Below are 23045 nucleotides of genomic sequence, written 5' to 3' on the forward strand. Positions count from 1 at the left end.
TTTTTGATTTAAGCAATTAGATGCTTTTATTTTTTGATGTAAGCAACTTCTTTTACAGCTTTTACAACTTTAGCAACACTTGGAAGAGCTGCTTCAATTAATGTAGCTGCATATGGAAGAGGAACATCTGCTGCTGTAATACGAACGATTGGAGCATCTAAATAATCAAATGCATTACGTTGTACAGAATATGTTATTTCAGATGAAATAGACGCTAATGGCCAAGCTTCTTCCACAATTACCAAACGGTTTGTTTTCTTAACAGACTCGATAATAGTTGGGTAATCTATTGGACGAACAGAACGTAAGTCAATTACTTCCACATTGATACCTTCTTTTGTCAATTCTTCAACAGCAGGTAATACAACACGTGGAACCATTTTACCGAAAGATACGATGGTTACATCAGTACCTTCTTTAACAACATTTGCTTTACCTATTGGTAAGTAATATTCTTCTTCAGGCACGTGACCTTTATCACCATACATAACCTCAGATTCCATAAAAATAACTGGATCTGGATCAATCATAGCAGATTTTAATAAACCTTTCGCATCATAAGGATTTGAAGGAACAACAACTTTTAATCCTGGAGTATTTGCATACCAGTTCTCAAAATTTTGAGAGTGCTGTGCTCCCAATTGCCCTGCATTACCAGTTGGACCACGGAATACTATTGGAATAGAGAATTGACCTCCACTCATGGAACGAATCTTTGCAGCAGCATTGATAATTTGGTCAATCGCAACTAAAGAAAAGTTGAAAGTCATGAATTCAACGATTGGTTTTAAACCGTTCATCGCAGCACCGACTGCTATACCTGCAAAACCTAATTCTGCAATAGGTGTATCTATCACGCGTTTAGCTCCGAATTCATCCAGCATACCTTGGCTCACTTTATAAGCACCATTGTATTCTGCAACTTCTTCTCCTAATAAAAATATTGTTTCGTCTTTACGCATTTCCTCGTTCATCGCTTCACGAAGTGCTTCTCTGAATTGTATCTCTCTCATCAGTTGTAAAATAGTGTCAAATTTTAGATTACAAATCTACTATTTATTATTGATATTTTGAAGGTTATTCATCGCTAAATATCTGCTTTTATGTCATTTTTTAATAACAGGATGGCGAAAACAGTAATAAAATTCAAAAATTAAACTTTATCTATTTTACACAAAATTTCGAAAAGAACCGCATTGCTATTGTGGATAGCGAGCGGTACGTTCCACGTGGCACGATTTCGCTTCTCTACATAATTAGATATTCCACGGATCTGTATGGTTTGAATTTTTGCTTCAGATGCAACTAAAAAAACAGATCCTCCTTCCATGGATTCAATCAGAGCATTGGGTATTTGTATCAGTAATTTCGAAATTTCTAATTCATTTCCATGCACCTTATTAACTGTTACACCTAGCCCTGTTGGTAATGCATGCACCAGTTCCTTAGTTGTCTTATTTTGTGTGGCCACATAATGAGCGTTACCAAATCCAAGTTCATCAATCGGAATGAATCTCTCATCATCTTCTGCTCCTAATTCTGAGAAGATCTCGCGATCGATTGAAACGACCGCCCCTATTGGTAATGATCGATTAAAGCAGCCACCAATACCGATATTAATGATAAGATCATATTGATTATTTGCAAGATGTTTTCCAAGCCGATAAGCTGTTTGTACCATACCTACTTCCGTTATTAAATAGTCGGTATTCGGATATGCAGCAATACGATCAAGGAAGGGTTGAATTTCGAATCGAGTTGCTGCTACTATAAGTGTTTTCATGTGGGATAACCTTTGTACAATATTAATCAATATTTACGCAAATGTGATGGTAATCATTTCGTTGAAAGCGATATTTTGGTTGCAAACACGTATCTTTGTGGTATTATGGTATATATCACTCGTCGTGAGCGCTTTTGCGCTGCACATAAGCTTTACCGCGAAGATTGGAGTATTGAGAAAAACGAAAATGTTTTCGGAAACTGTTCAAATGTTAATTGGCATGGTCATAATTATGATTTGTTTGTGACGGTCAAAGGTGACGTAAATCCAACAACAGGTTTTCTGATTGACTTAAAATTGATGAAAACCATTATTTTGGAAAATATCGTAAATAAAGTCGATCACAAAAATATTAACCTTGATGTTGATTTTATGAAAGATAAGATGGCTTCTACAGAAAATATAGCAATTGCTATATTTGAGGTATTGAAACCATTATTTGAAGAACAAAAAGTGCAGTTGCACAGCATTCGCCTTCATGAAACAGAAAATAATTACGTCGAATATTTTGGCGACTAATCTTATACACTAATTTATTTAATTACTATGAGTAATCACTCATTTGAAGAAGAAGAGTTAGACGGCTACGTGAAAATTGATCAATATAATCAAGAAAAAGTTGGTCGTATTGCCGCTCATTATACAGATATTTTAGAATCTCTAGGAGAAGATCCGAATCGTGAGGGATTATTGAAAACACCAGAACGTGTAGCAAAAGCTTTGCAGTTTTTAACTCATGGATATGATATTGATCCTGCTAAAGTATTACAAGGTGCTATGTTTGAGGAAGACTATAGCCAGATGGTTGTGGTGAAGGATATTGAAGTGTATTCGATGTGCGAACACCATATGTTGCCATTCTTTGGTAAAGCGCATATTGCTTATATTCCTAATGGTCATATCGTTGGATTGAGCAAAATTCCACGCGTTGTAGATATCTTTGCACGTCGACTACAAGTTCAAGAACGTCTTACCAATGAAATCCGTGACTGTATTCAAGAAACCTTAGGAGCAAAGGGTGTGGCTGTGGTGATCGAATGTAAGCATATGTGTATGGCTATGCGAGGCATTCAGAAGCAAAATTCTGTCACTACAACATCAGCATTTACAGGAGCTTTTCAAAACGATGTAACGCGTTCGGAATTCTTAAAACTAATTACTGCAAATTTGACGTAATTCAATAAAAAAATAACAAAATTTAAAGTCCAATCTTCCTATGATGATTGGACTTTTTTTTCTTTGAAAATTCAAAGAATTTAAAAAATCACGATTTTTTAAAAGTGTCATTATGCTTCATAAAGGCGGATGCGATTTTTTATGTAACATCTGACTAAATATTAATTACCTAATTATCAGCGGTTTGTATTTTATTTTTTCTGATTATAAATCATGTTCAGTAATTTTGTTGTTATGGACATTTGTAATGAGCATTTAGAATCTTACTTAGAGCGCACATGTGACGAAGAAAATCCGTTGCTAAAAAGCGTCAATAGGGAGACCTATTTGAAGGAAACAATGCCTCATATGTTATCCGGACATTACCAAGGAAGGGTGCTTGCTATGCTTAGTAAATTAGCTGCTCCAAATACTATTTTGGAAATCGGTACGTTTACTGGATATGCTACTTTATGCCTTGCAGAAGGCTTGTCTAAAAAGGGGATTTTACATACGGTAGATGTTAATGCAGAACAGGAGGAGCGTGTACAGGGATATTTTGACAGATCTGAATATGCGTCTCAAATTAAATACCATATTGGTGATGCTGCAGAAGTAATTCCGAAGATCGAAGGTAGTTTTGATCTGGTTTTTATAGATGCTGATAAAAAACGTAATCATTACTATTACGAATTAATTTTAGATAGAGTCCCGTCTGGAGGACTGATTTTAATCGATAATGTCTTGTGGAAAGGCAAAGTATTAGATGAAAATCCAGACAATCAAACAAAGCAAATCATAGATTTGAATGAACAATTAGCTCAGGACCAGCGCATCGAAAAGGTTTTATTGCCGATTCGAGATGGACTTTTTGTATTACGCAAAAAGTAATTAGTGGACTAAATGATTCTTTATGAATTTTAAAACATTAAAAAACTATGTTGCTGTATTAATTTTGATCGTCAGTAGTTATGCTACTGCATCCGCTCAAAGCAATCAATTTTATATTGATAAATACAGCCCCGTAGCACAAGAGATGATGCAAGAACATGGTGTTCCAGCATCAGTAATTTTAGCTATTGCAATGCATGAAAGTGCACATGGAAATAGTAAGATTGCAAAAAATTTAAATAATCACTTCGGTATTAAAGGAAAAAATAATAGCAAAGTGATTAATTCAGCATATAAAGGTTATAAATCAGTACTTGATTCTTATAATGACTTTATATCGTTGGTTAAAAGAAAGAAAACCACGACTCCCTTATTTGAGGAAAATCGAGGACAAAACTACAAAGCTTGGGTAGGTGCTTTAGCAAAAGCAGGATATTCAAGAACTAAAGATTGGTCTGCGAAGGTTATCAAAACAATTGAAATGTATGATTTAGATAGTTTTGATAAAAATCCGACCACAATATCTAGGAAACTCACCGCTTCTAAGTAATGCTACTCATCCAATGAAAAAAATTGCTTTTATCCTACTTGCCCTTACTGTTTTTTTTAGTTCATGCTCATCCAAAAAAAACACCGTCTATAAAAGCAAAAATCATCAAGGCTCTACCTCTTCCAATCGTCCTAGTAAGTTAAGACCAGCTGTTTCAGGAAATGCTTATGTTGAGAAATATAAAGATATTGCTATTTCAGAAATGAATAAGTACGGTATTCCTGCGAGTATCAAATTGGCACAAGCATTATTAGAATCTGGAAATGGCAATAGCTACCTCGCTACCGAAGCCAATAATCACTTTGGAATCAAATGTGGAGGTGTATGGAAGGGAAAATCCATTAATCGCCCAGATGATAATATCAATGACTGCTTTCGCGTTTATGAAAGTCCGGAACAGTCTTTTAGAGATCATTCTGAATTCTTGTTGCGTAAACGTTATTCCGATTTATTCTTGCTCAATAAGAACGATTATAAAGGCTGGGCCAAAGGTTTGAAAGCCGCAGGCTATGCCACCAACCCGCGATATCCAGATTTATTGATCGATATGATTGAACGGTATGAACTCTACCAATATGACCGCGTGGAAACTCGTGTTGAGAAGGAGAAAAGAGAAGTTGTTGTTGAGCGAGAGATTGTACACAATGCAGTCGAAGCTCCTGTGGTACAAACAGAGCAAATCAAGAGTCCTGTAGCAATGCGTATTCATGAAGTACAAGGGAAAGACACATTATACTCGTTGAGTAAACAATACGGTATCACTGTTGATCAAATAAAAGAGTTAAATGGCTTGACTGACACAAACTTAGCCATCGGGCAGCTATTGGTAATTTCAAAGTAAATCATCAAAAGATGTTAAATATTTCTATTTTGATAAGCTAAAACGTAGTTTTACGAGAGTGAAGACTCTGCAAAATATCGTAATACTCATTCTTTTGGTTGCACTAGCACCCGATGCTTTTGCACAAAAGCGTATAGAGGGTATTGTTTCTGATTTTAATACCAAACAACGTATATCAAAAGTAACAATCCGCAACACTAGGACCAACGAAGAAGTCTTTAACAATAGTAAGGGAGAATTTTCTATTATGGCCGACAAAGGAGATGCATTGATCGCGACTTCTCGGGAATACTATCCTGATACCGTCATTGTAAATACCTCTCCTGTTATACTGTTCCATTTGAAGCGTGAATCGATTTATATTGATGAAGTTTCTGTAGTTGCAAAGAAAGATCCAGATGAGATTTTAAAAAAGGCAAGAAATGATTATGAGAAAGCCTTTCGGCTTTCTGATCCAGGAGATCTGTTTTCAGTAGGGCATAATGGTGCAGGGCTCAGTATCAACTCCATCTATAGTCTGTTTAGCAGAGAAGCTAAAAATGCAAAAAGATTAAAGAAATTGATTGAGAGTGATTATAAAGATAATGTTATCGAGTATAAGTTTTCAGAACAACTGGTGAGTCGTACAACAGGTTTAGAAGGAGAAGAGCTTAATAAATTTAGACGGATCTTTAAACCAAGTTACTTTTTCATCATTAGCTGTACACAGTATGAACTGACAAATTATATCAAAGAATGTTATGAAAAGTATCAAAAAAATCCTTCTCGATATTTTATTGAGCCATTACCAACAATAAATCCTATTTTAGTACCTTAAATTAAGAAAAGAAAAAAAAGAGTTGCTTGATATGAAGTTACAATCCTTATTTGCCTTATTAATTATTGGCTTATCGTGTGGTACGGTTAGCGCTCAGGTTAATTTGAAAGACCTTAGAGTAAAGCCAGATTCAGTTATTTCGGAGAATAAACAAGAAAATATCTCCTTAAAAAATATTCGTCCAGTAGTACCAAAATTAGAATTACAAGTTGATTATTGGAAGCATTGGACCAGTTTTGGAGTAAATATTAATCAGGCAGCCTTTAATGGCGACTGGAAAGGTGGTGGAGTTGGATCAACAGCCGTCGGATTAATTGCAAATCATAAATCAGATTATACCAGAGACAATTTCAATTTTGTAACTGAGATCGATTTGCGATATGGTAAGATTAAAAATAATAAGCAAATCGCGAAGAAAAATAACGACCGTATTTTTTGGGATAATAAATTGTCTTATAAATTGTCTGCTAAATGGGCACTTTATACTTCATTAACCTTTGAATCTCAATTTGATGCAGGATATAAATATAAACAAGTTGACGGTAAAGATACCATTGATTATATCGAGAATGCATTTATGGCTCCTGCGTACATAACCGAATCGCTGGGTTTTGAATACAAGCCAAGCGCTTCTTATTCGATTCGTTTTGGTACAGGTACTGCACGCCAAACTCTGATTTTGGATAACCGTATTAAACCCCTAACGGTTGAGCAATATAGTCAGAAATATCCAGATCGTGCACCAATTGATAAAGATCAAGTAAGGTATGGTGTTGAAGGAGGTAAAACTGTTCAAAATGACCTCGCTTTTCAGATCACCGGAAATATGGATAAAAATTTTACAGATAAATTGAATGTGAAAGCACGTTATAATTTATTTGCGAATTATAAAAAAGTAACGGACCCTTCACATCGTTTGGATGTCACAGTGACAGCTAAAGTATCGCGAGCGATCAATGTAAACTTAAACGGAATTTTAGTTTATGATACGGATGTGATCTCAAAAGTTCAGTTAAGTGAATCATTGGCATTAGGATTGGTTTATAGGTTACCTCGATAATGTTTGAAAAAAAAAATCTTTGGATTCCGTTTATACTTTGTTTTGCTCTATCCATTATTGGATGTAAGAGTAAGTCAGGCATGGCTAAAAAGGGATCTATAGAGCAAATTGTACCTATAAAGATAGATACGATCATCCAAAAGGTGATCGTGCACGATACCGTTCCCAAATTAAGCTTGGGAGAGCACAAAGTATGGACATTGGGAAAGGCCGGCATACATGCTAATATACGTCAGGAAACGGCCATACACTATGATGTGCGCAAACCAAACTACGTTATTATCCATCATACAGCACAAAATAGTCTGGATCAAACCATCAGAACATTTCAGGTAGAGCACACAAAGGTAAGTTCACATTATGTGATTAGCCGTAATGGTGTAATCGTTCAGATGCTCAATGATTATGTAAGAGGTTGGCATGCGGGACTTTCCAAGTGGGGAACGATCACAGATATGAATTCGATCTCCATTGGAATAGAACTGGATAATAATGGAAAGGAAGCATTTCCAGATGCCCAGATTGAAGCGTTAATGGTTGTCTTGGATACATTAAAAGCTAATTACGGCATTCCCGCAGCAAATTTCATTGGTCATGCTGATATTGCTCCAGCTCGTAAAAATGATCCAAGTGTATTTTTTCCTTGGAAAAAATTGGCAGATCGCGGTTTTGGTATATGGTATAATCCTGCAGAATTGGTAACAGCCCCAGAAACCTTCAACCCAATTGATGCCTTGAGAATCATTGGTTACGATACACGCAATTTGAAAGCGGCAATTATTGCATTTAAAAGGAAGTTTGTTGTCAACGATGTGAGCCCAGAACTCACGATTTATGATAAAAGTATTCTTTATAATCTATATCAAAATTATTAAGCTATTCGATTGAATGGCTTTTTTTTGGTATCAAGTTTTCTAATAAGTAGGCGATGAACATGACCGAGATACAGCCAATGACATTGAGCCATAAAAAGGCTATGACATCTATTTTCCAGATCGTAAAAATAATCACTTCAGTTATTATTGCAGCATAAAACACGGCTTTCCCTCCTATACTCTTCATATAGAAGGCGACAATAAAAATGCCCAAAATAGTACCATAAAATAATGAACCTAGGATATTAACCGCCTCTAGGAGATTGCCCAGTCTACTCGCATATAAGGCAACAGCGATAGAAAATACACCCCAGAAAAGCGTGAATATACGTGACCAGAATAGATCCTGTTTATCGCTAGAATTTTGGTTTATAAATCGCTTGTAAATATCAACGGTGCTTGTAGAAGCCAAAGAATTGATCGCACTTGCTGTAGATCCCATAGATGCAAGAAAGATAACAGCGATAAGCAGACCTATTAAGCCCTTAGGGAAAGTATTATTTACAAAAGATAGAAAGATGTAGTTATTGTCATTTGTTTCGGCAGCGGGATTATTCTTCTTTATTAATGCGACAACTTCTGTACGGATACCGTTTAGTTTTTCATTTGAATTCTTGAGTGTAAGCCTTGCTTCGTCTATTGTAGATTGATCCTCATCATCAATGGCTTTAGTTAAACGATTGATTGTTTCCTTCTTTTTATTACTAATAAAAGCCTGTTGCTTTTCCAGAACCGTATAAGTGCTGTTATATTCACTTTGTTTTAACTTATCTACTTCAACCTGGTTGAAAAAGATTGGCGGTGTGTGATATTGATAATAAACAAAAACAAGAACGCCTATGAGCAGAATACAAAATTGCATAGGTATTTTGAGTAAGCCATTCATTAGTAGACCAAGTCTACTTTCTTTTATAGATGAACCCGTTAGATAACGGCCTACCTGACTTTGATCCGTACCAAAATAGGATAGCTGTAGGAAGAAACCACCAATAATACCTGTCCAAACAGTATACTGGTTATTCAGGTCAAATGTAAAGTCGATCGCATTTGTTTTTCCAGATTTACCAGCAATATGAAGCGCTTTATATAAACCAATGTCTGTAGGTAAGAGTTTGACAACAAGTATTCCGGCGACAAGCAACACTCCAAATATGATGCTCATCTGGAGCATTTGCGTGTGTGAAACTGCTTTAGTACCACCATATGTCGTATAGATTACCACGATACTGCCGATTAAAAGCGTGGTGAGAGGAAGGTTAATATGTAAAATGCTGGCTATAATAAGTGCCGGAGCAAAAATACTGATGCCTGTTGATATACCGCGCTGGATCAAAAACAAGAAAGCCGTTAATCCACGGGTCCGAATATCAAACCGTTTCTCTAGAAATTCGTAAGCTGTAAAAACGCGAAGTTTATGAAAGATTGGTACAAAGGTGATACAGAGTACAATCATGGCCAAAGGAAGACCGAAATAGAACTGGACGAAGCTCATTCCTGAACTGTAAGCCAGGCCTGGCGCAGAAAGAAAGGTGATGGCACTCGCCTGAGTGGCCATCACCGAAAGTCCGACATGGTACCAAGGTAAGGATTGATTACCAAGTAAATACCCATCAATATTTTTGATTCCTCTACTTTTGTACATGCCATACAGCACAATAATCAAAAGAGTCAGAATAAGAACTATCCAATCAATCGTACTCATGAAAAATAGCTCGTGAATAGATAAAGGAATAGTATGACCACAAGCAGGCTACACGCTACTAAAATATAAAAGCGCTTCCATTTTTGTGTTAAGGGGTTATTTCCCCTATCTGTCATGCGGTGTTTGAGCGTAAAGGAAGCTATTGAAGAAAGCTGCGATAATTAAACCAACAACAGCTCCACCTATGATACTTAAAAAAGTCTCGTTTGCAGTGAATGAAATTAAAGCTCCAAATATCACACCGATTAATACGATTAATCCTTTTGGATTAGGTGCGCATGCGTTGTTTTCAACTTGATTTTCCATTGAATTGTATGTTTTATTTTGATTTTGATAACAAATTTACAAATAATCTGTAAGCTCCAGGAACTCCTGCAGGCAATTGTCTGAAAAATGACAATGATGTATAGACAAATCTACCACTTCCATAGTTAGTAATCAATAGCGATCCATTGTGAAGCGGTTCATTTTTATCCTGCATCTGTATAGGTGTTTGATAACGACTGTCGATATCTTCCGCAAAATACAGACCCCGTTCTTGTACCCAGTTGTCGAAATCAGATTTGATGATTTTATTTGGATAGTTAAAAATTTGATTTTGTTCATCAAATTTTACTACAGCAAGTTCTTCCGTCACCCTGCTGTTGCCTAAACGGAATGGATATGGACCAAATTGATTAGAGAGCAACTTGTTGTTTACATTATACTGTTCCAAAACTGTACCGCCATTTTTAACATATTCATTTAGTTTAGCACTAATCTGATTCATCGATTTTAAGACGTTAAAAGCCCTTATTCCTACTATGACGGCATCATATTGTGCGAGATTTTGATGCAGAGCCTGTGTTTCATTTAGAAGATCTACAGAAATACCAATTGCTCTTAAAGACTCAGGAATTAAATCTCCCGCTCCAACCAGATATCCAACTTTTTTGATAGGAACTTGAAGTTGCAGATTGCTGACTTTTACTGTAAGATCAGGAAACCACGTGATGGCTGGTATATGGTCATAATGTATATCGCGGTTTATTTTGACTTTTTCATTTGAGCCATAACGGAAGGAAAGTGTATCTAGGCGTGTATCTTTGGTCTGTGCCTGAACGGTAAATTCCTGACTTATTTGTTGCTGGTTTTCTGAATATTCGAGCTTAACCAGATTTGGAGTTACGATCCAATTTTTGTTGACAACAGGAGAAACATTTTCTGTTCTATTTTTTGTACTGCCTTCATTTACAAATGTTACCCTTACCTTTTGTGGAGTGTTATTTTGACTTAGTACGATCGTCTGGTCCGTAGATGCGGTTATGGCTGGTGAAATCACGATAGGATTGTAGATTTCTCCCCTAACAGGATCTGTAAATTTATATTGGATGGGTTTTTTATAGTTAAGCGCCTTTCCATTGATGACCAGTTCATAGTCAACAGCTGGATAGTCTGGATTTTCAGGGGCTCCAGTTTTATTAAAGTCTGCGAATTGGAATCGACCTATAAGATTTGGAGCATCCAACCAGTATGGTTGTGTACTAAACCGCGCAGGGTAAGAACTAGTAAAACTTGTTAGGGTATTATTTTCGAGATTTTGATTGATATTTTTTCCATTGATCTTAGCAACCTGTATCGCAGGAACATCAGCTCTTACAATCAGTTGATTTGTAACCTTTATCGTGTCTTCAATAGCATAATGCGGCTTTGCTGCGATGCTTTCTATTCTTACTCCAGCACAGGCAAGGATTAAATCATTGATTTCATTTGTTTTTATTTCTTTCCAGTAGTTATCCGCTATCGCCTTGACCAGTGTCAGAGCTTCGAATAGGTCAGGAATTGATTTTTCCGGGTGGTCGAGCTGAAAGGAAGCATTAATCTGTTTTATTTTCGTACTGATAGCAGCGGTATGAGGGATTCTTGACCAGGTATCGTCAATATTTTCGAAAAGATCTTTATTCGTTGCTTCTCCTGCTATGTATTCAAAATATTCTGTAGACTTTCCAACCTGAGCAGCACTTCCAAATCCCTGACTTTTATGCGATGACCTACTTTCGGCAGCAACTTCTCCATAGGATTTGCCTATCAAGGGATTGTATTGGCCTATTTCAATCTGTATTTGATCATCACTAATTGTATTTTGATTGCCAAAATTGTACGTATTCCATAGCAAACGAGTTGCTTTCCATGGCTTGACCTGTTTCAACTGTTCTGGAAACCGTGTTGGGTCTGCAGCGGCAACAAATGCTTCTTTTGCTAATATTGCAGAAGCTTGATGATGACCATGTCCCCCTCTCGCATCAGGTGGAAATCGGGTTATAATGACATCAGGTCGGAATTTTCGAATGATCCACACCGCTTCTCGAAGTACTTGTTCTTTATCCCAAAAATTAAAGGTCTCTTCCGAAGTTTTTGAAAATCCAAAATCAAAAGCAGAAGTAAAGAACTGCTCTCCTTGATCGATTCTTCTTGCTGCTAAAAGTTCCTGTGTCCTAATCAGACCAAGTTCTATTCCCTGTTCCGTACCGATTAAGTTTTGTCCCCCGTCTCCCCTTGTTAGGGACAGATATCCCGTTTTATAATGTTTTTCCTGAGCTAACCATGCTATTAATTTAGTGTTCTCGTCATCCGGATGGGCTGCAAAATATAGAACAGACCCTAGAACATTTAATTTTTCTAATTTTGATTTTATGTCAGCACTGTTCCAGCTATTTGTTGCCTTTTGAGCTTGAGCCTGTGGCAGAAAGGTTAAACAAATGAATATGTTGGTAAATAGGATTGATTTTAACATAGATTAAAGGTAATTAATATTGTGGTTAAATAAAAAACGGAAATTCTGTAGGGAGAATTTCCGTTTCTAACAATTAAAATATTATCTTAAAATCTACCCTTTTATAGTTTGTTCATCAGGATAGCAAATTCTTTAAGTGGTAACCTTTATTACCGCTAAAGATAGTACAATCTTTATTGGACTTTAGCATTAAATGAGAACAAGTTTTCCACAAAAAGCGGATTATACACATTCATATTAAAAATGAAGTTCTTGTTGCAGTAATTGCTATTGCTAAAGGCTAAAAGATTTATTTATCAATTGAACCTAAAACACGTTTCATAAACATGTTCATAGCGTCCTTTTTACTATTTCCTTCTTTAATTAGTTTATCAACCTCAACAGCACCATAAAGATTTGAAATCAATTCACCGATTACATCAAGCTCTTCATCTTTTAAAGGAGCTTCTACCAAGGATTCTAATGTCTCGATGGTCTCTAATACATAGTCAACATCGTTCTGTTCGATAAACTCGGTGATATGTTTAATTACTGGAAGCTTCATTGAATAAGTCGATTAAGGCGTCAAATTTATTTGTTTGTACTTGATTTACCAATTTTCCATTCTTGAAAGCCGCAAAAGTAGGCAAGTTATTGACATTTGCTAGTTTTCTAGATTCCGGAAATTTTTCTGCATCAGCGATTACGAAAGTTACATTTTCATTTTCAGTCGCCAATTTTTTGAATTTCGGTTTCATAATTTTGCAGTTACCACACCAAGTAGCTGCGTATTGAACCATTACAATATCATTACTGTTTACAATTTCTTGTAAATTATCGTTTTCTAATTCCTGTACCATGATTTTTTTGTTTATTTATTGAGAAAGATGAATAAACAAAGGGGGCAAGGGATTACCCCCTTTGTAAAAAGACCAATGTAGTCTTTTCAGTATTGTTTTTAGTTACCAGCTAAATAGCTAGCTACACCGTCACGAGTTGCGTGCATTGCTTCTTTTCCTTCTTCCCAGTTAGCAGGACATACTTCACCAAAATTCTGAACGTGAGCATAAGCATCGATTAAACGTAAATATTCTTTTACGTTACGACCTAATGGCATATCGTTTACAGATTCGTGGAATACGCGACCTGTTTCATCGATCAAATAAGTAGCTCTGTAAGAAACTGCAGAACCTTCAACTAAAGTACCGTACTCAGGGTGCTCTACTTCTTTAATGTCTAAAATACCTAATACAGAAGATAGGTTACGTGTAGTATCTGCTAAAATTGGGTAAGTTACGCCTTCGATACCACCGTTATCTTTTGCTGTATTTAACCAAGCGAAGTGAACTTCGTTTGTATCACAAGATGCACCGATAACGATTGTATTACGTTTTTCAAATTCTGGTAAAGCTTCTTGGAAAGCATGTAATTCTGTTGGGCAAACAAAAGTGAAATCTTTTGGGTACCAAAACAATACTACTTTTTTACCTTCTTGAACTGCTTTTTCGAAAACGTTAATTTGTAAATTATCGCCTAAATAATCGATTGCATCTACTGTGATGCTTGGAAAACTTTTACCTGTGAAACTCATAATAATATCTTTCTTTTTTTGTTGATACAAAGATACCTCAAATAAGGTTAAAAAAGTATTGATTTTTTCAATGAGCTATCGTTAAAATCTATTTTTACATTAAGGGTACAATAAGTTTTCTCGATAGGTTTATTTTAAATAAATTTTGCATTTATCAGACAAAATTCTACCTTTGTAGCGTTCCACAAGGAAATTGAGATACAATAAATCTTAATTCTTTAGAAGTCAACAAATTATACTGGGGGGGTTCCAGAGCGGTCAAATGGGACGGACTGTAAATCCGTTACTTCGGTTTCGAAGGTTCGAATCCTTCTCCCCCCACAGTATTTTTTCTCTCCTCTTTTTTCAGTAACATTTTAATAAATAAGTTTGGGATTAAGCAATATATTTGAAATATTTGCATACGCTTTGTCGGCCCTGTAGTTCAACGGATAGAATAGATGTTTCCTAAACATTAGATAGCAGTTCGATTCTGCTTGGGGCTACAACAAAAAATGCGAGACTGTTAAATAGTCTCGCATTTTCTTTTTTTATCACATCTGCCATATGGTTAATGAATAATCTTTCTTTTACCTGTTATCCCTCCTTGAAAACTTTCAGTTTACTTACCATAATAAACATGAGGACACCGAAGAAAGCAAATACACCGTAAGAATATCGTAAACTTGTCAGCTCTGCAATATAGCCGATTAAAGGAGGTCCCATTAAGAAGCCCAGAAAGCTAATGCTAGATACCATCGCCAAGGCTACCCCTGGAGTAACCTTTTTGTTCTGGCCAGCAACACTATATACCGTCGGGACATTGCACGCAACACCGATACCCACCATCATAAAAGCCAATGTGCTAATGTAAAAAAGAGGGAATATAACAGAGGTCATCATGCCGACAAACATCAATATACCGCTAATTTGTAAGGTTCTTTTTCTACCGAGCCTACTGATGACCGCATCCCCAATAAATCTTCCCAGCGCCATCATGACCATGAAAGACGCATAACCAACAATAATAAATTGTTCTGGAGCGTGAACTATTTCCTTAAAATAAACGCCGCTCCAGTCAAACATAGCACCCTCGGTGGCCATGCTGAAAAAGCCGATGATACCCAATTGTACTAAACTGCTTTCCGGTTTGGAAAAAAATGATGTTTTTTTAGCCTCTGTAGCGACACCAGGAATCAAGTAACGGTAGTTGATGGTCGTATTAATCACAATGAGAACAAAAATAATGATAAAATGAGGAATGGTGTCTACAGCTATATTCATAGTGAGTAACCCGATGAGGGCACCAGTAAATCCGGCGATGCTCCAGGCTCCATGAAAAGATGACATGATTGATTTTTTGAAAATCTTTTCTGCAGCAACCCCCTGTGTATTGACAGCTATGTTGCACATGTTTCCAATTACCCCAAAGAAAAATAAGATTGCTCCTAATTCCCATGCGTTTTGTGCAAAACCTATTAAACATAAAATAAGGGCATAAATAATCGCGACTATTCGTAGTACTCTAGCACTGCCGTAAGTGGTAACCAGTTTCCCGGATAACGCCATGGTGACCAGTTGACCGACAGGAAGCATCAATAAAATTGTGCCTAATTGACCTTCTGTAAGATTCAGACGTTCTTTGATAATTGGAATACGGCTTGCCCAAGAAGCAAATGCCAGGCCCTGGCAAAAATAAAATAAGGATACAGCAATCCGAATGCGATTACGGTTTTGGTAAAGCTCTTCTTCAGAGTAGGTTAAGGATGCGTTCATTGTTGTAATGATGTGTCAGCAAAGGTACATGTAAGAAATTAATAATGACAGTGATGATGTTTCATCTTTTGGTATTTATGCAAAAAATATTAAAATTAATGGGTGCACATTGATAAAGAACACGTGATATTGAAAACTGTTTTTAATGCTGGGGTAGGTTTTTTTAATAACGATTGATTATTTCATTGTTTTCTAACGAGTAGCTGATTAACTTTGGCATACAGGTATTTAATCGATTAGCCTCCTTGAAAAGTATGATTAGAAAATTGTTATTGGGCACTTGTCTTGCCTTAGGTGGAACCATGCATGCTTTTGCGCAGCAACAACCCACATTTTTATCCCATCCGACTTTAAGTCCTGATGGAAAAGTCCTTGTTTTTAGTTTTGAAGGTGATCTGTGGAAAGTTGAAAGTGAAGGTGGGGTTGCAGTGAGATTAACAGGTATGGAGGGCAATGAAATCAATCCACGGATATCGCCTGACGGCAAACAGCTTGCATTCTCAGCAAATCAGAATGGAAATATGGATGTATATATCATGCCTTTAGCTGGTGGTGATATCCGTCAAATTACACATCACGATGGTGCTGATGAAGTGGACAGTTGGAGCTGGGACAGTAAAACGTTATATTTTACATCAACCCGCTACAATCGGATGAGTAGTTATCAAGTTGATGCTACAGGGGGGACTGCAAAGCGACTATTTCCACATTATTTCAATTATATAAGTCAAGTTGTAACCACACCATCTGGAGAACTATTGTTCAATGATAGTTGGGAAGGATATAGTTCAACTAACCGTAAGCGATATAAAGGAGCATTCAATCCGGATATAAAATCTTATAATCCTAAAACAAAAACATTTAAGCAATATACCGATTACAATGGTAAAGATTTCTGGCCTACTGTTGATCAAAATGGTGTGATCTATTTCGTATCTGATCAAGGAAATGCCGAATATAACCTGTATCAGATGAGCGGTGATAAACCCGTGGCTTTGACTTCATTTAAGGAATCTATCAAGAGACCTGCTGTAGCTGCCAACGGGAAAAAGATTGTTTTTGAAAAAGGATATCAATTGTTTTTATATGACGTTGCATCAAAGAAGGTTACACAGCCAACTATCGCATTGAGCAGAAATCAGGTATTAGGCAAGAGCAAGGAATTTAATGTAAATGGTAACATCAGCTATTTTGATGTAGCACTTGACGGTAAAAAGATGGCATTTGTATCGAGAGGCGAGCTCTTCGTTTCCGATAGCGAAGGTAAATTTATCCGTCAGATGCCTAGTCAGGGACAGCGCGTTATGGAGGTGAAATGGTTAAAGGATAACAAAACATTACTTTACAGTCAGACCCATCAAGGTTACCTGAACTGGTACACCCGTAGCGCAGACGGATTGGGCGAACCAAAGCAGTTGACACAAGATCTTCGCAATAATAGAGAGTTAACTTTCAACGCTGATAAATCACATGCTGTTTATTTAAGTGGGCGAGATGAAGTACGTCTTTTAGATTTGACAACTTTAAATAGTAAAACTGTTGTTAAGGATGAACTGTGGGCATTTCAAAATTCTTCTCCCTCTTTTTCTCCAGACGGGAAATATATTCTTTTTACTGCTATTCGAAATTTTGAGCAAGATATTTTTGTTCATCATATCGGTTCAGGTCAAACAACAAATCTGACCAATACTGGTGTCACTGAAGCCTCCCCATCGTGGTCACCAGATGGAAAATATATTTATTTTGCCAGTAACCGCACAAAGCCGTCCTTTCCTACCGGCATGCAGAACTCCAGTATTTTTAGAATGGCATTGGAGAATTTTGACGAACCTTATCGCATTAGCAAATTCAATGAGCTCTTTAGTCAGCCTGTAAAGAAAGATACCATTACGGACAATAAGAATGACAATAAAACAAAGGCGAAGGATAAGAAAGAAGAAAAAGCAACAAGTTCTTCTACCGACAAAAAAGTGCTGGTTACAATAGATGTTAAAGGGTTACGTGACCGTATTGAACAAGTAAGCCCTGCTTTTGGAACGCAATCAGATCCCATTGCTATCCAAAAAGGAGAAAAAAACTATGTTTTCTTTTCATCCAATCACGAAGGAAAGTACGGATTATACAGAACGATCTATGAACCTTTTGAAGTTATTAAAACCGAAAAAGTTGTTGACAACGGAATTAACCAGTTTATCGAATCTGGAGGTAAGTATTTTATCCTTAATAGAGGAGTAATTCAAAAATATAACCTTGACCAAAATAAAATTGATGCAGTAACAATCAATTTTAGATTTAACCGTGATCTGGAAAATGAGTTCAAGCAGATGTTCTATGAGACTTGGGCTGGGCTAGAAGAAAACTATTACGATAGTACTTTCCACGGTATCGATTGGACGGCAATGAAGAAGAAGTATGAACTGTATCTTTCTGGTATTAATGACCGTAGTGATTTACGGATATTATTAAATGATATGTTAGGAGAGCTAAACTCTTCACATTTGGGCTTTAGTTCGATGGGAGCAGAAGAGCGCAAACCATTTGGGGACGTAACTAATGAAATTGGTGTTTTATTCAATCAGGATAATCCTTATCAAATAGCACAGATTATAGACAACAGTCCAGCTTCCCGTAAAGGAGTAGATCTGAAAGAAGGCGATGAGATCATGGCTGTTAATGGAAATAAAGTAAATCCTAAAGAAGATCGGGATCAGTATTTTACATGGCCGTCCCTTGCAGAGGAAATACAGTTGACTATACTACGTGGCGGTAAAGAAATTTCAGTTTTTATTCGGCCCTTAACCAGTACCGCTTTTAAGGACCTGATTTATGACGAATGGATGAAAGGCAATCGAGGGAAAGTTGATCAATGGAGTAATGGCAAAATTGCATATTCACATATGAAAAATATGGGAGGGCCGGAGTTGCAACGCTTTTTGATCGATATGGCCGAGCAAGAGAATAATAAAGATGGTATTATTTTGGACCTGCGATACAATACAGGAGGTAATGTGCACGATGAGGTGTTACGTTTTCTGTCACAAAGACCTTATTTGAAGTGGCAGTATCGTGGCGGTCAGCGGGCTCCGCAAAGTAATTTTGCACCAGCATCGAAACCTATTGTACTTTTGATAAATGAACAATCTCTGAGCGATGCAGAAATGACCGCAGCAGGGTTTAAGGAATTGAAATTAGGTAAGATTATTGGAAATGAAACCTATCGTTGGATTATCTTTACATCAGCAAAAGGTTTAGTAGACGGATCTAGTTATCGCGTGCCAGCCTGGGGATGTTATACTTTAGCTGGTCAAGATTTAGAGTTATCAGGTGTAGCACCGGATATTGTGGTTAAAAACACAATCGCAGATCGTACGAATGATAAAGACCCGCAACTGGAACGCGCAGTGCAAGAAATATTGAAAGACTTGAAATAAGAAATTTTTAATAATAAACCAGATTCAGAGATGAATCTGGTTTATTATTTTTGAACAGTACCTTGATTTTTATTCAATTATTCTTTAATGATAAACATTAGAAATCAAGATTAGAGTAGGATAAAATAATGACTATTTCGTTTCTTTTATAAAGAAAACAGTCAAACTTCGTGCTCCCTGTGCGCCGCGTACCAAGTAAGCTCCAATATCTGCGGTAGCTGAAGGGCCCATAACAAAACAACCATAAGTAGAGGCTTGAAAATCAATATCGCTGTATGCTGTATGCATATTTTCTGTAATCGCATCTGGATCAAGTAATATAGCAAGATGCTGTGATAGAAATCCCAGAGAGTTTACCTTCAATGAATTTTCAGTAAGCCATATCATCCCCATTTCTGCCACTCCAAATTCTGCTCTTATAATTCCTAAATCTACGTCGTCTAGATCTCGAGGATGTGCAATAGCATTAAGCGATTTGGTACCCTCCCATTCTGGGGCTGCAGAACAACTAACCCGTGTATCAGGAAGGTTTTTGAGCATGATTTCTTGCGCTTCTGCAATACTTTCTACGTCATAGCTTTCTCCTCCGGCAAGCCCAAGGTTTACTTTAAATTGATCTTTCAGATTAGTTCCCTGTTTCTCAAAAGATGGCAACTCAGGATAAGCAACCTTTTGAGCAGGAAGATTTTGACGGATAGCCGCTAATATTTCGTCTAGTGAACTCATTTTTTCAATCTATTTTTAATATACCAATCGCGGAAAGTCTCTTTTTTAATTTCCGGCAATTCGCGGTGTTTACCCCAAGCATTTAATTTGGTGTTATATAATAACCAATTTGGTGTAAGTTTCATACCATAGTATGCCGCCTTCTCTGCCAATCGGAATAATTTGGGATTAGCAAATACTTTTTCTACCGCTCCAAACGCATAGTGAAGTGCTTTGGAAGATTCATTGATATTGACCATGCGCTGTCTCCATAGCCCAATTTGCTCAGCAATATTAATCCGAACTGGACAAACCTCAGAGCAAGAACCGCAAAGTGATGAGTGGAAAGGAAGCTCACTGAATTTTGATTCATCAAAAGTCGGATCGATAATGATACCGATCGGCCCCGAATAAGTGGCTCCATATGCTAATCCCCCACTTCTACGGTATACCGGACAGGTATTCATACATGCTCCACAACGAATACATTTCAAGGATCTCCAGAAATCCTCCATTCCTAAACGACGGCTTCTTCCATTGTCCGTTAGTACAATATGCATTTCGGTTCCTGTTTCTCTAGGTCCCATAAAATGAGAAGTGTATCGAGTGGCTGGAGTGCCTAGAGCACTGCGTGACAGTAAACGGATAAATAGGGCAAGATCTCTCGTTTTGGGAAGAATTTTTTCAATTCCAATACTGGCAATGTGTAACGGTGGTATACTTGCTGTAAGGTCGGCATTACCTTCGTTTGTACAGACTACAAAAGCACCTGTTTCTGCGATAGCAAAATTTGCTCCCGTTAAACCTGCATGCGCTTCCAAAAATTTAGGACGAGCATTGTTTCGCATAGCTTCTGTTAATTGTGTAGGATCATCCTCATCTGGATTCGTACCGATTGTTCTTGCAAAAAGTTCAGCCACATCTGCCGTCGTTTTATGAATAGCGGGCATGACAATATGGCTTGGCATTTCCCCAGAAAGTTGTTGTATCCTTTCGCCAAGATCAGTTTCGATCATTTCGATACCTCTAGCCTCAAGAAAAGCGCCCATTTCACATTCCTCCTGGAGCATCGATTTACTTTTGACTACTTTGGTGGCATTGTGACTTTTTAATATGTCGTATACGGTTTGATTATGTTCTATATCGTCTTTCGCAAAATGTACAATTACACCACGTTTGGTCGCTTCGGCCACAAACTGTTCTACATATTGGTCCAGATGGGTTAGTGTATGCTCTTTTATTTGTGAGGCAAGATCACGCATCTGCTCCCATTCAGGAATTCCAGATGCGGCAAGATCCCGTTTCATGCGGGCATTCCATAAGTTTTTATCGTGTGTAGGCTGGTGGATGTCATCCATATAGATGAAATCTGCCGCATTTTGGTCAACTCTAACTTTACTCATTTTGATTTTCTTTTAAAAAGGACCATTATTTAAAACTTGAGCGATGTGTACAAATTTTAAAGGTGCTTTTCCGCGTTTAGCAATCCCTTCCTGATGCATCAAGCAAGACATATCAGGTGAGACGATACAATCTACTTCGTGATTCAGGTAATCAGCAACTTTATCCTGCCCCATTTTGACACTGACAGCTTCATCAGTAACACAAAATGTGCCCCCAAATCCACAGCACTCATCCGGGCGGGTAATCTGTTTAATGGTCACCCCCTCTACCATCGTTAATAGCTGCTCCGTTTTATTAAAGTAGGGTTCTTGCCACTCAGAGCGAGATTGTATATGTAAACCCCGTATAGCGCTGCAACTATTATGAATGGCCACTTTATGTTTGTAAGAAGCCCAAGGGAACTCTTTAACCTTTAATATATCTGTTAGAAACTCAACAAGCTCGTAAGTTGTTTTGCGTACATGCTTTACTTTTTCAGTTTGTGGAATAGCATCGAAGTGCATGCGTACGTGTTTTACACAGCTTCCTGCCGGACCAACGATGTAATCAAAACCTTCAAAATTATCGCAGAAAAGCTGCTCTGATGAAGCCGCATTTTTTTGATCACCTTCATTGCCCATCGGCTGGCCGCAACAGGTTTGATTTAATGGCACTACCACTTCCACTCCGAGGCGCTCCAACAGTTCTAGTGTTGCAATTCCTACTTCGGGATAGATCGCATCGATATAACAAGGAATAAATAATCCTACACGCATATTGTTGATTTAAATTGATGGGCTAAGTTTACAAATAAAATTCGAATTTACTGTTCTTAACTATCATGGAGTAGCAATAAAATTACTTAATTGCTTGAATTTTTATAAAACACTATTGGCAACAATTGGAAAAGGTATCTGTATTTTTTGCCAATGCATAAATATTTTTAAGAAACGATGAAAAACTTAAAAGAGCTTTTTTCCAAAATAAAAAAGCTCTTATCTTTTTTACTTGTTTGCTAAAAAAAATAGGAATCTATTTTTTCTGTGCGAGCAATGCTTTAAGAACCGCGATCGTTTCATTTTTTGCTTCGATCGTTTCTTTGAGCGCTAGAATAGTTTCTTGCTGTCCAGAGTTGTCAGGAATTGTCGCTGAGGTTAATTGCAAGGTTTCGTTAGCCGATAAATATAGCTGATTACTTGCTCCGATCAGGTAGTCTGTATTGATATAATTGTATGATATTTTCATATCATGAATATGCTGAATACTCACTTTTTTTCGTTCGGTTTTTAAATCATTGATTCCAACTTTCGATTCATTGATTAATTTACCAAGTTCTACGTATGTTTTTAATTCACCTTTTTTCTTTAGATCCTCAAACAAGAGAAAGAAACGTTCGTTGTATGTAATGGACATGCTGTTTGGGTTGTTTATGCTTTTGTTAGGGGATAGATGATATACTCATACTATCGCCTTTTTTTATGCGTGCAAACATACAATTTTAAGTTATAATAGTATGAAATATTATAACTTATTTTTTGAAAATTAGACCTCATCAATGAATTAGCTGACAAAAGCATCGGTTATTCATACCATAGTTAGCAGTGCATCGCATGGAATTATTTCTTGTGCAGACTAAGAATGAATTGATACGATCTGTGTATTATCGGTATATGATCAGAGCGAATAGAGCTATTAGAAGGGCCTTATATGCCATATTCGTAAGATTTACTTGACGATACTATTCCAATATTAAT

Annotated in this window: 21 protein-coding genes, 2 tRNA genes and 1 pseudogene; 11 read left to right on the forward strand and 13 right to left on the reverse strand. The window is 37.0% G+C overall.

Translation table 11 applies throughout. From position 1 onward, the window contains the following. Positions 1–26 precede the first annotated feature (26 nt). Together HCX49_RS20340 and mqnB are read right to left on the reverse strand one after the other, a co-directional pair. Positions 27–1013, reverse strand: a complete 987-nt coding sequence (locus HCX49_RS20340; protein ID WP_021189278.1) for a pyruvate dehydrogenase complex E1 component subunit beta — start codon at positions 1011–1013, stop codon at positions 27–29. A gap of 140 nt (positions 1014–1153) precedes the next feature. After that, on the reverse strand, positions 1154–1783 hold the full coding sequence (gene mqnB, locus HCX49_RS20345) for a futalosine hydrolase (RefSeq protein ID WP_132771762.1): 630 nt from the start codon (positions 1781–1783) through the stop codon (positions 1154–1156). A 105-nt stretch (positions 1784–1888) separates the two neighbouring features. On the opposite strand from mqnB, the gene HCX49_RS20350 reads away from it, so the two are divergent. The 8 genes from HCX49_RS20350 to HCX49_RS20385 all read left to right on the forward strand — a co-directional run bounded on the left by HCX49_RS20350 (position 1889) and on the right by HCX49_RS20385 (position 7972). Then, positions 1889–2302 carry a 6-pyruvoyl trahydropterin synthase family protein gene (locus HCX49_RS20350; protein WP_031287841.1) on the forward strand — a complete coding sequence of 138 codons (414 nt, stop codon included), beginning with the start codon at positions 1889–1891 and terminating at the stop codon, positions 2300–2302. 27 nt (positions 2303–2329) lie between these two features. Beyond that, on the forward strand, positions 2330–2959 hold the full coding sequence (gene folE, locus HCX49_RS20355) for a GTP cyclohydrolase I FolE (RefSeq protein ID WP_132771763.1): 630 nt from the start codon (positions 2330–2332) through the stop codon (positions 2957–2959). A 234-nt stretch (positions 2960–3193) separates the two neighbouring features. Beyond that, positions 3194–3829 (forward strand): O-methyltransferase, encoded by a 636-nt coding sequence (locus HCX49_RS20360; protein WP_132771812.1) that lies wholly within the window; start codon positions 3194–3196, stop codon positions 3827–3829. Positions 3830–3851: 22 nt separating this feature from the next. Beyond that, a complete protein-coding gene (locus HCX49_RS20365) occupies positions 3852–4379 on the forward strand; it encodes a glucosaminidase domain-containing protein (RefSeq protein ID WP_021189273.1) in 528 nt (175 codons plus the stop codon). 13 nt (positions 4380–4392) lie between these two features. Continuing rightward, positions 4393–5220: a glucosaminidase domain-containing protein gene (locus tag HCX49_RS20370; protein ID WP_132844985.1), complete on the forward strand. Its 828-nt coding sequence runs from the start codon at positions 4393–4395 to the stop codon at positions 5218–5220. Positions 5221–5278: 58 nt separating this feature from the next. Further along, complete coding sequence (locus HCX49_RS20375) at positions 5279–6037, forward strand: hypothetical protein (protein ID WP_168127997.1); 759 nt, start codon at positions 5279–5281, stop codon at positions 6035–6037. A gap of 31 nt (positions 6038–6068) precedes the next feature. Then, a complete protein-coding gene (locus tag HCX49_RS20380) occupies positions 6069–7097 on the forward strand; it encodes a DUF3078 domain-containing protein (RefSeq protein ID WP_021189270.1) in 1029 nt (342 codons plus the stop codon). 80 nt (positions 7098–7177) lie between these two features. Further along, positions 7178–7972: an N-acetylmuramoyl-L-alanine amidase gene (locus HCX49_RS20385; RefSeq protein WP_206368617.1), complete on the forward strand. Its 795-nt coding sequence runs from the start codon at positions 7178–7180 to the stop codon at positions 7970–7972. Position 7973: 1 nt separating this feature from the next. Here HCX49_RS20385 and HCX49_RS20390 read toward each other — a convergent pair whose 3' ends face one another. The 6 genes and pseudogenes from HCX49_RS20390 to HCX49_RS20415 form a co-directional block, all read right to left on the reverse strand. Next, positions 7974–9674, reverse strand: a complete 1701-nt coding sequence (locus HCX49_RS20390; protein ID WP_168127998.1) for a sodium:solute symporter — start codon at positions 9672–9674, stop codon at positions 7974–7976. A 105-nt stretch (positions 9675–9779) separates the two neighbouring features. Then, positions 9780–9980, reverse strand: coding sequence for a hypothetical protein (locus HCX49_RS20395; RefSeq protein WP_021189267.1), 201 nt, complete (start codon positions 9978–9980; stop codon positions 9780–9782). A gap of 1933 nt (positions 9981–11913) precedes the next feature. Continuing rightward, a pseudogene (locus HCX49_RS25860) lies at positions 11914–12447 on the reverse strand (PIG-L family deacetylase); the annotation flags it as partial. Between the two features lie 289 nt (positions 12448–12736). Further along, entirely contained in the window at positions 12737–12991 is a 255-nt protein-coding gene (locus HCX49_RS20405; RefSeq protein WP_021189266.1) for a DUF6952 family protein, read from the reverse strand. Continuing rightward, on the reverse strand, positions 12972–13286 hold the full coding sequence (locus tag HCX49_RS20410) for a thioredoxin family protein (protein WP_021189265.1): 315 nt from the start codon (positions 13284–13286) through the stop codon (positions 12972–12974). The genes HCX49_RS20405 and HCX49_RS20410 overlap by 20 nt, the downstream gene beginning before the upstream one ends. A gap of 98 nt (positions 13287–13384) precedes the next feature. After that, the gene (locus tag HCX49_RS20415; RefSeq protein ID WP_021189264.1) at positions 13385–14017 is read right to left on the reverse strand and encodes a peroxiredoxin; all 633 of its coding nucleotides are present in this window, start codon (positions 14015–14017) and stop codon (positions 13385–13387) included. Positions 14018–14257: 240 nt separating this feature from the next. Between HCX49_RS20415 and HCX49_RS20420 the strand changes: the two genes are divergently transcribed. Further along, positions 14258–14338, forward strand: a tRNA-Tyr gene (locus HCX49_RS20420). Between the two features lie 92 nt (positions 14339–14430). Continuing rightward, positions 14431–14502 (forward strand) — tRNA-Arg (locus tag HCX49_RS20425). A gap of 91 nt (positions 14503–14593) precedes the next feature. Here HCX49_RS20425 and HCX49_RS20430 read toward each other — a convergent pair. Next, entirely contained in the window at positions 14594–15772 is a 1179-nt protein-coding gene (locus HCX49_RS20430) for an MFS transporter (RefSeq protein ID WP_132771769.1), read from the reverse strand. 254 nt (positions 15773–16026) lie between these two features. Between HCX49_RS20430 and HCX49_RS20435 the strand changes: the two genes are divergently transcribed. After that, a complete protein-coding gene (locus HCX49_RS20435; RefSeq protein WP_168128000.1) occupies positions 16027–19203 on the forward strand; it encodes a S41 family peptidase in 3177 nt (1058 codons plus the stop codon). 132 nt (positions 19204–19335) lie between these two features. Here HCX49_RS20435 and HCX49_RS20440 read toward each other — a convergent pair whose 3' ends face one another. From HCX49_RS20440 to HCX49_RS20455, 4 genes are all read right to left on the reverse strand, one after another. Continuing rightward, on the reverse strand, positions 19336–19929 hold the full coding sequence (locus HCX49_RS20440; RefSeq protein ID WP_132771771.1) for a lactate utilization protein C: 594 nt from the start codon (positions 19927–19929) through the stop codon (positions 19336–19338). Next, a complete protein-coding gene (locus HCX49_RS20445; protein ID WP_168128001.1) occupies positions 19926–21311 on the reverse strand; it encodes a lactate utilization protein B in 1386 nt (461 codons plus the stop codon). Before HCX49_RS20445 ends, HCX49_RS20440 begins: the two co-directional genes overlap by 4 nt. Before the next feature lie 12 nt (positions 21312–21323). After that, positions 21324–22067, reverse strand: a complete 744-nt coding sequence (locus tag HCX49_RS20450; RefSeq protein WP_132771773.1) for a (Fe-S)-binding protein — start codon at positions 22065–22067, stop codon at positions 21324–21326. Between the two features lie 256 nt (positions 22068–22323). After that, complete coding sequence (locus HCX49_RS20455) at positions 22324–22704, reverse strand: hypothetical protein (protein ID WP_132771774.1); 381 nt, start codon at positions 22702–22704, stop codon at positions 22324–22326. Positions 22705–23045: the final 341 nt, after the last annotated feature.

It is taken from the genome of Sphingobacterium sp. B16(2022) (genome assembly GCF_012030425.1).
GTDB classification, from domain to species: Bacteria; Bacteroidota; Bacteroidia; order Sphingobacteriales; family Sphingobacteriaceae; genus Sphingobacterium; species Sphingobacterium anhuiense.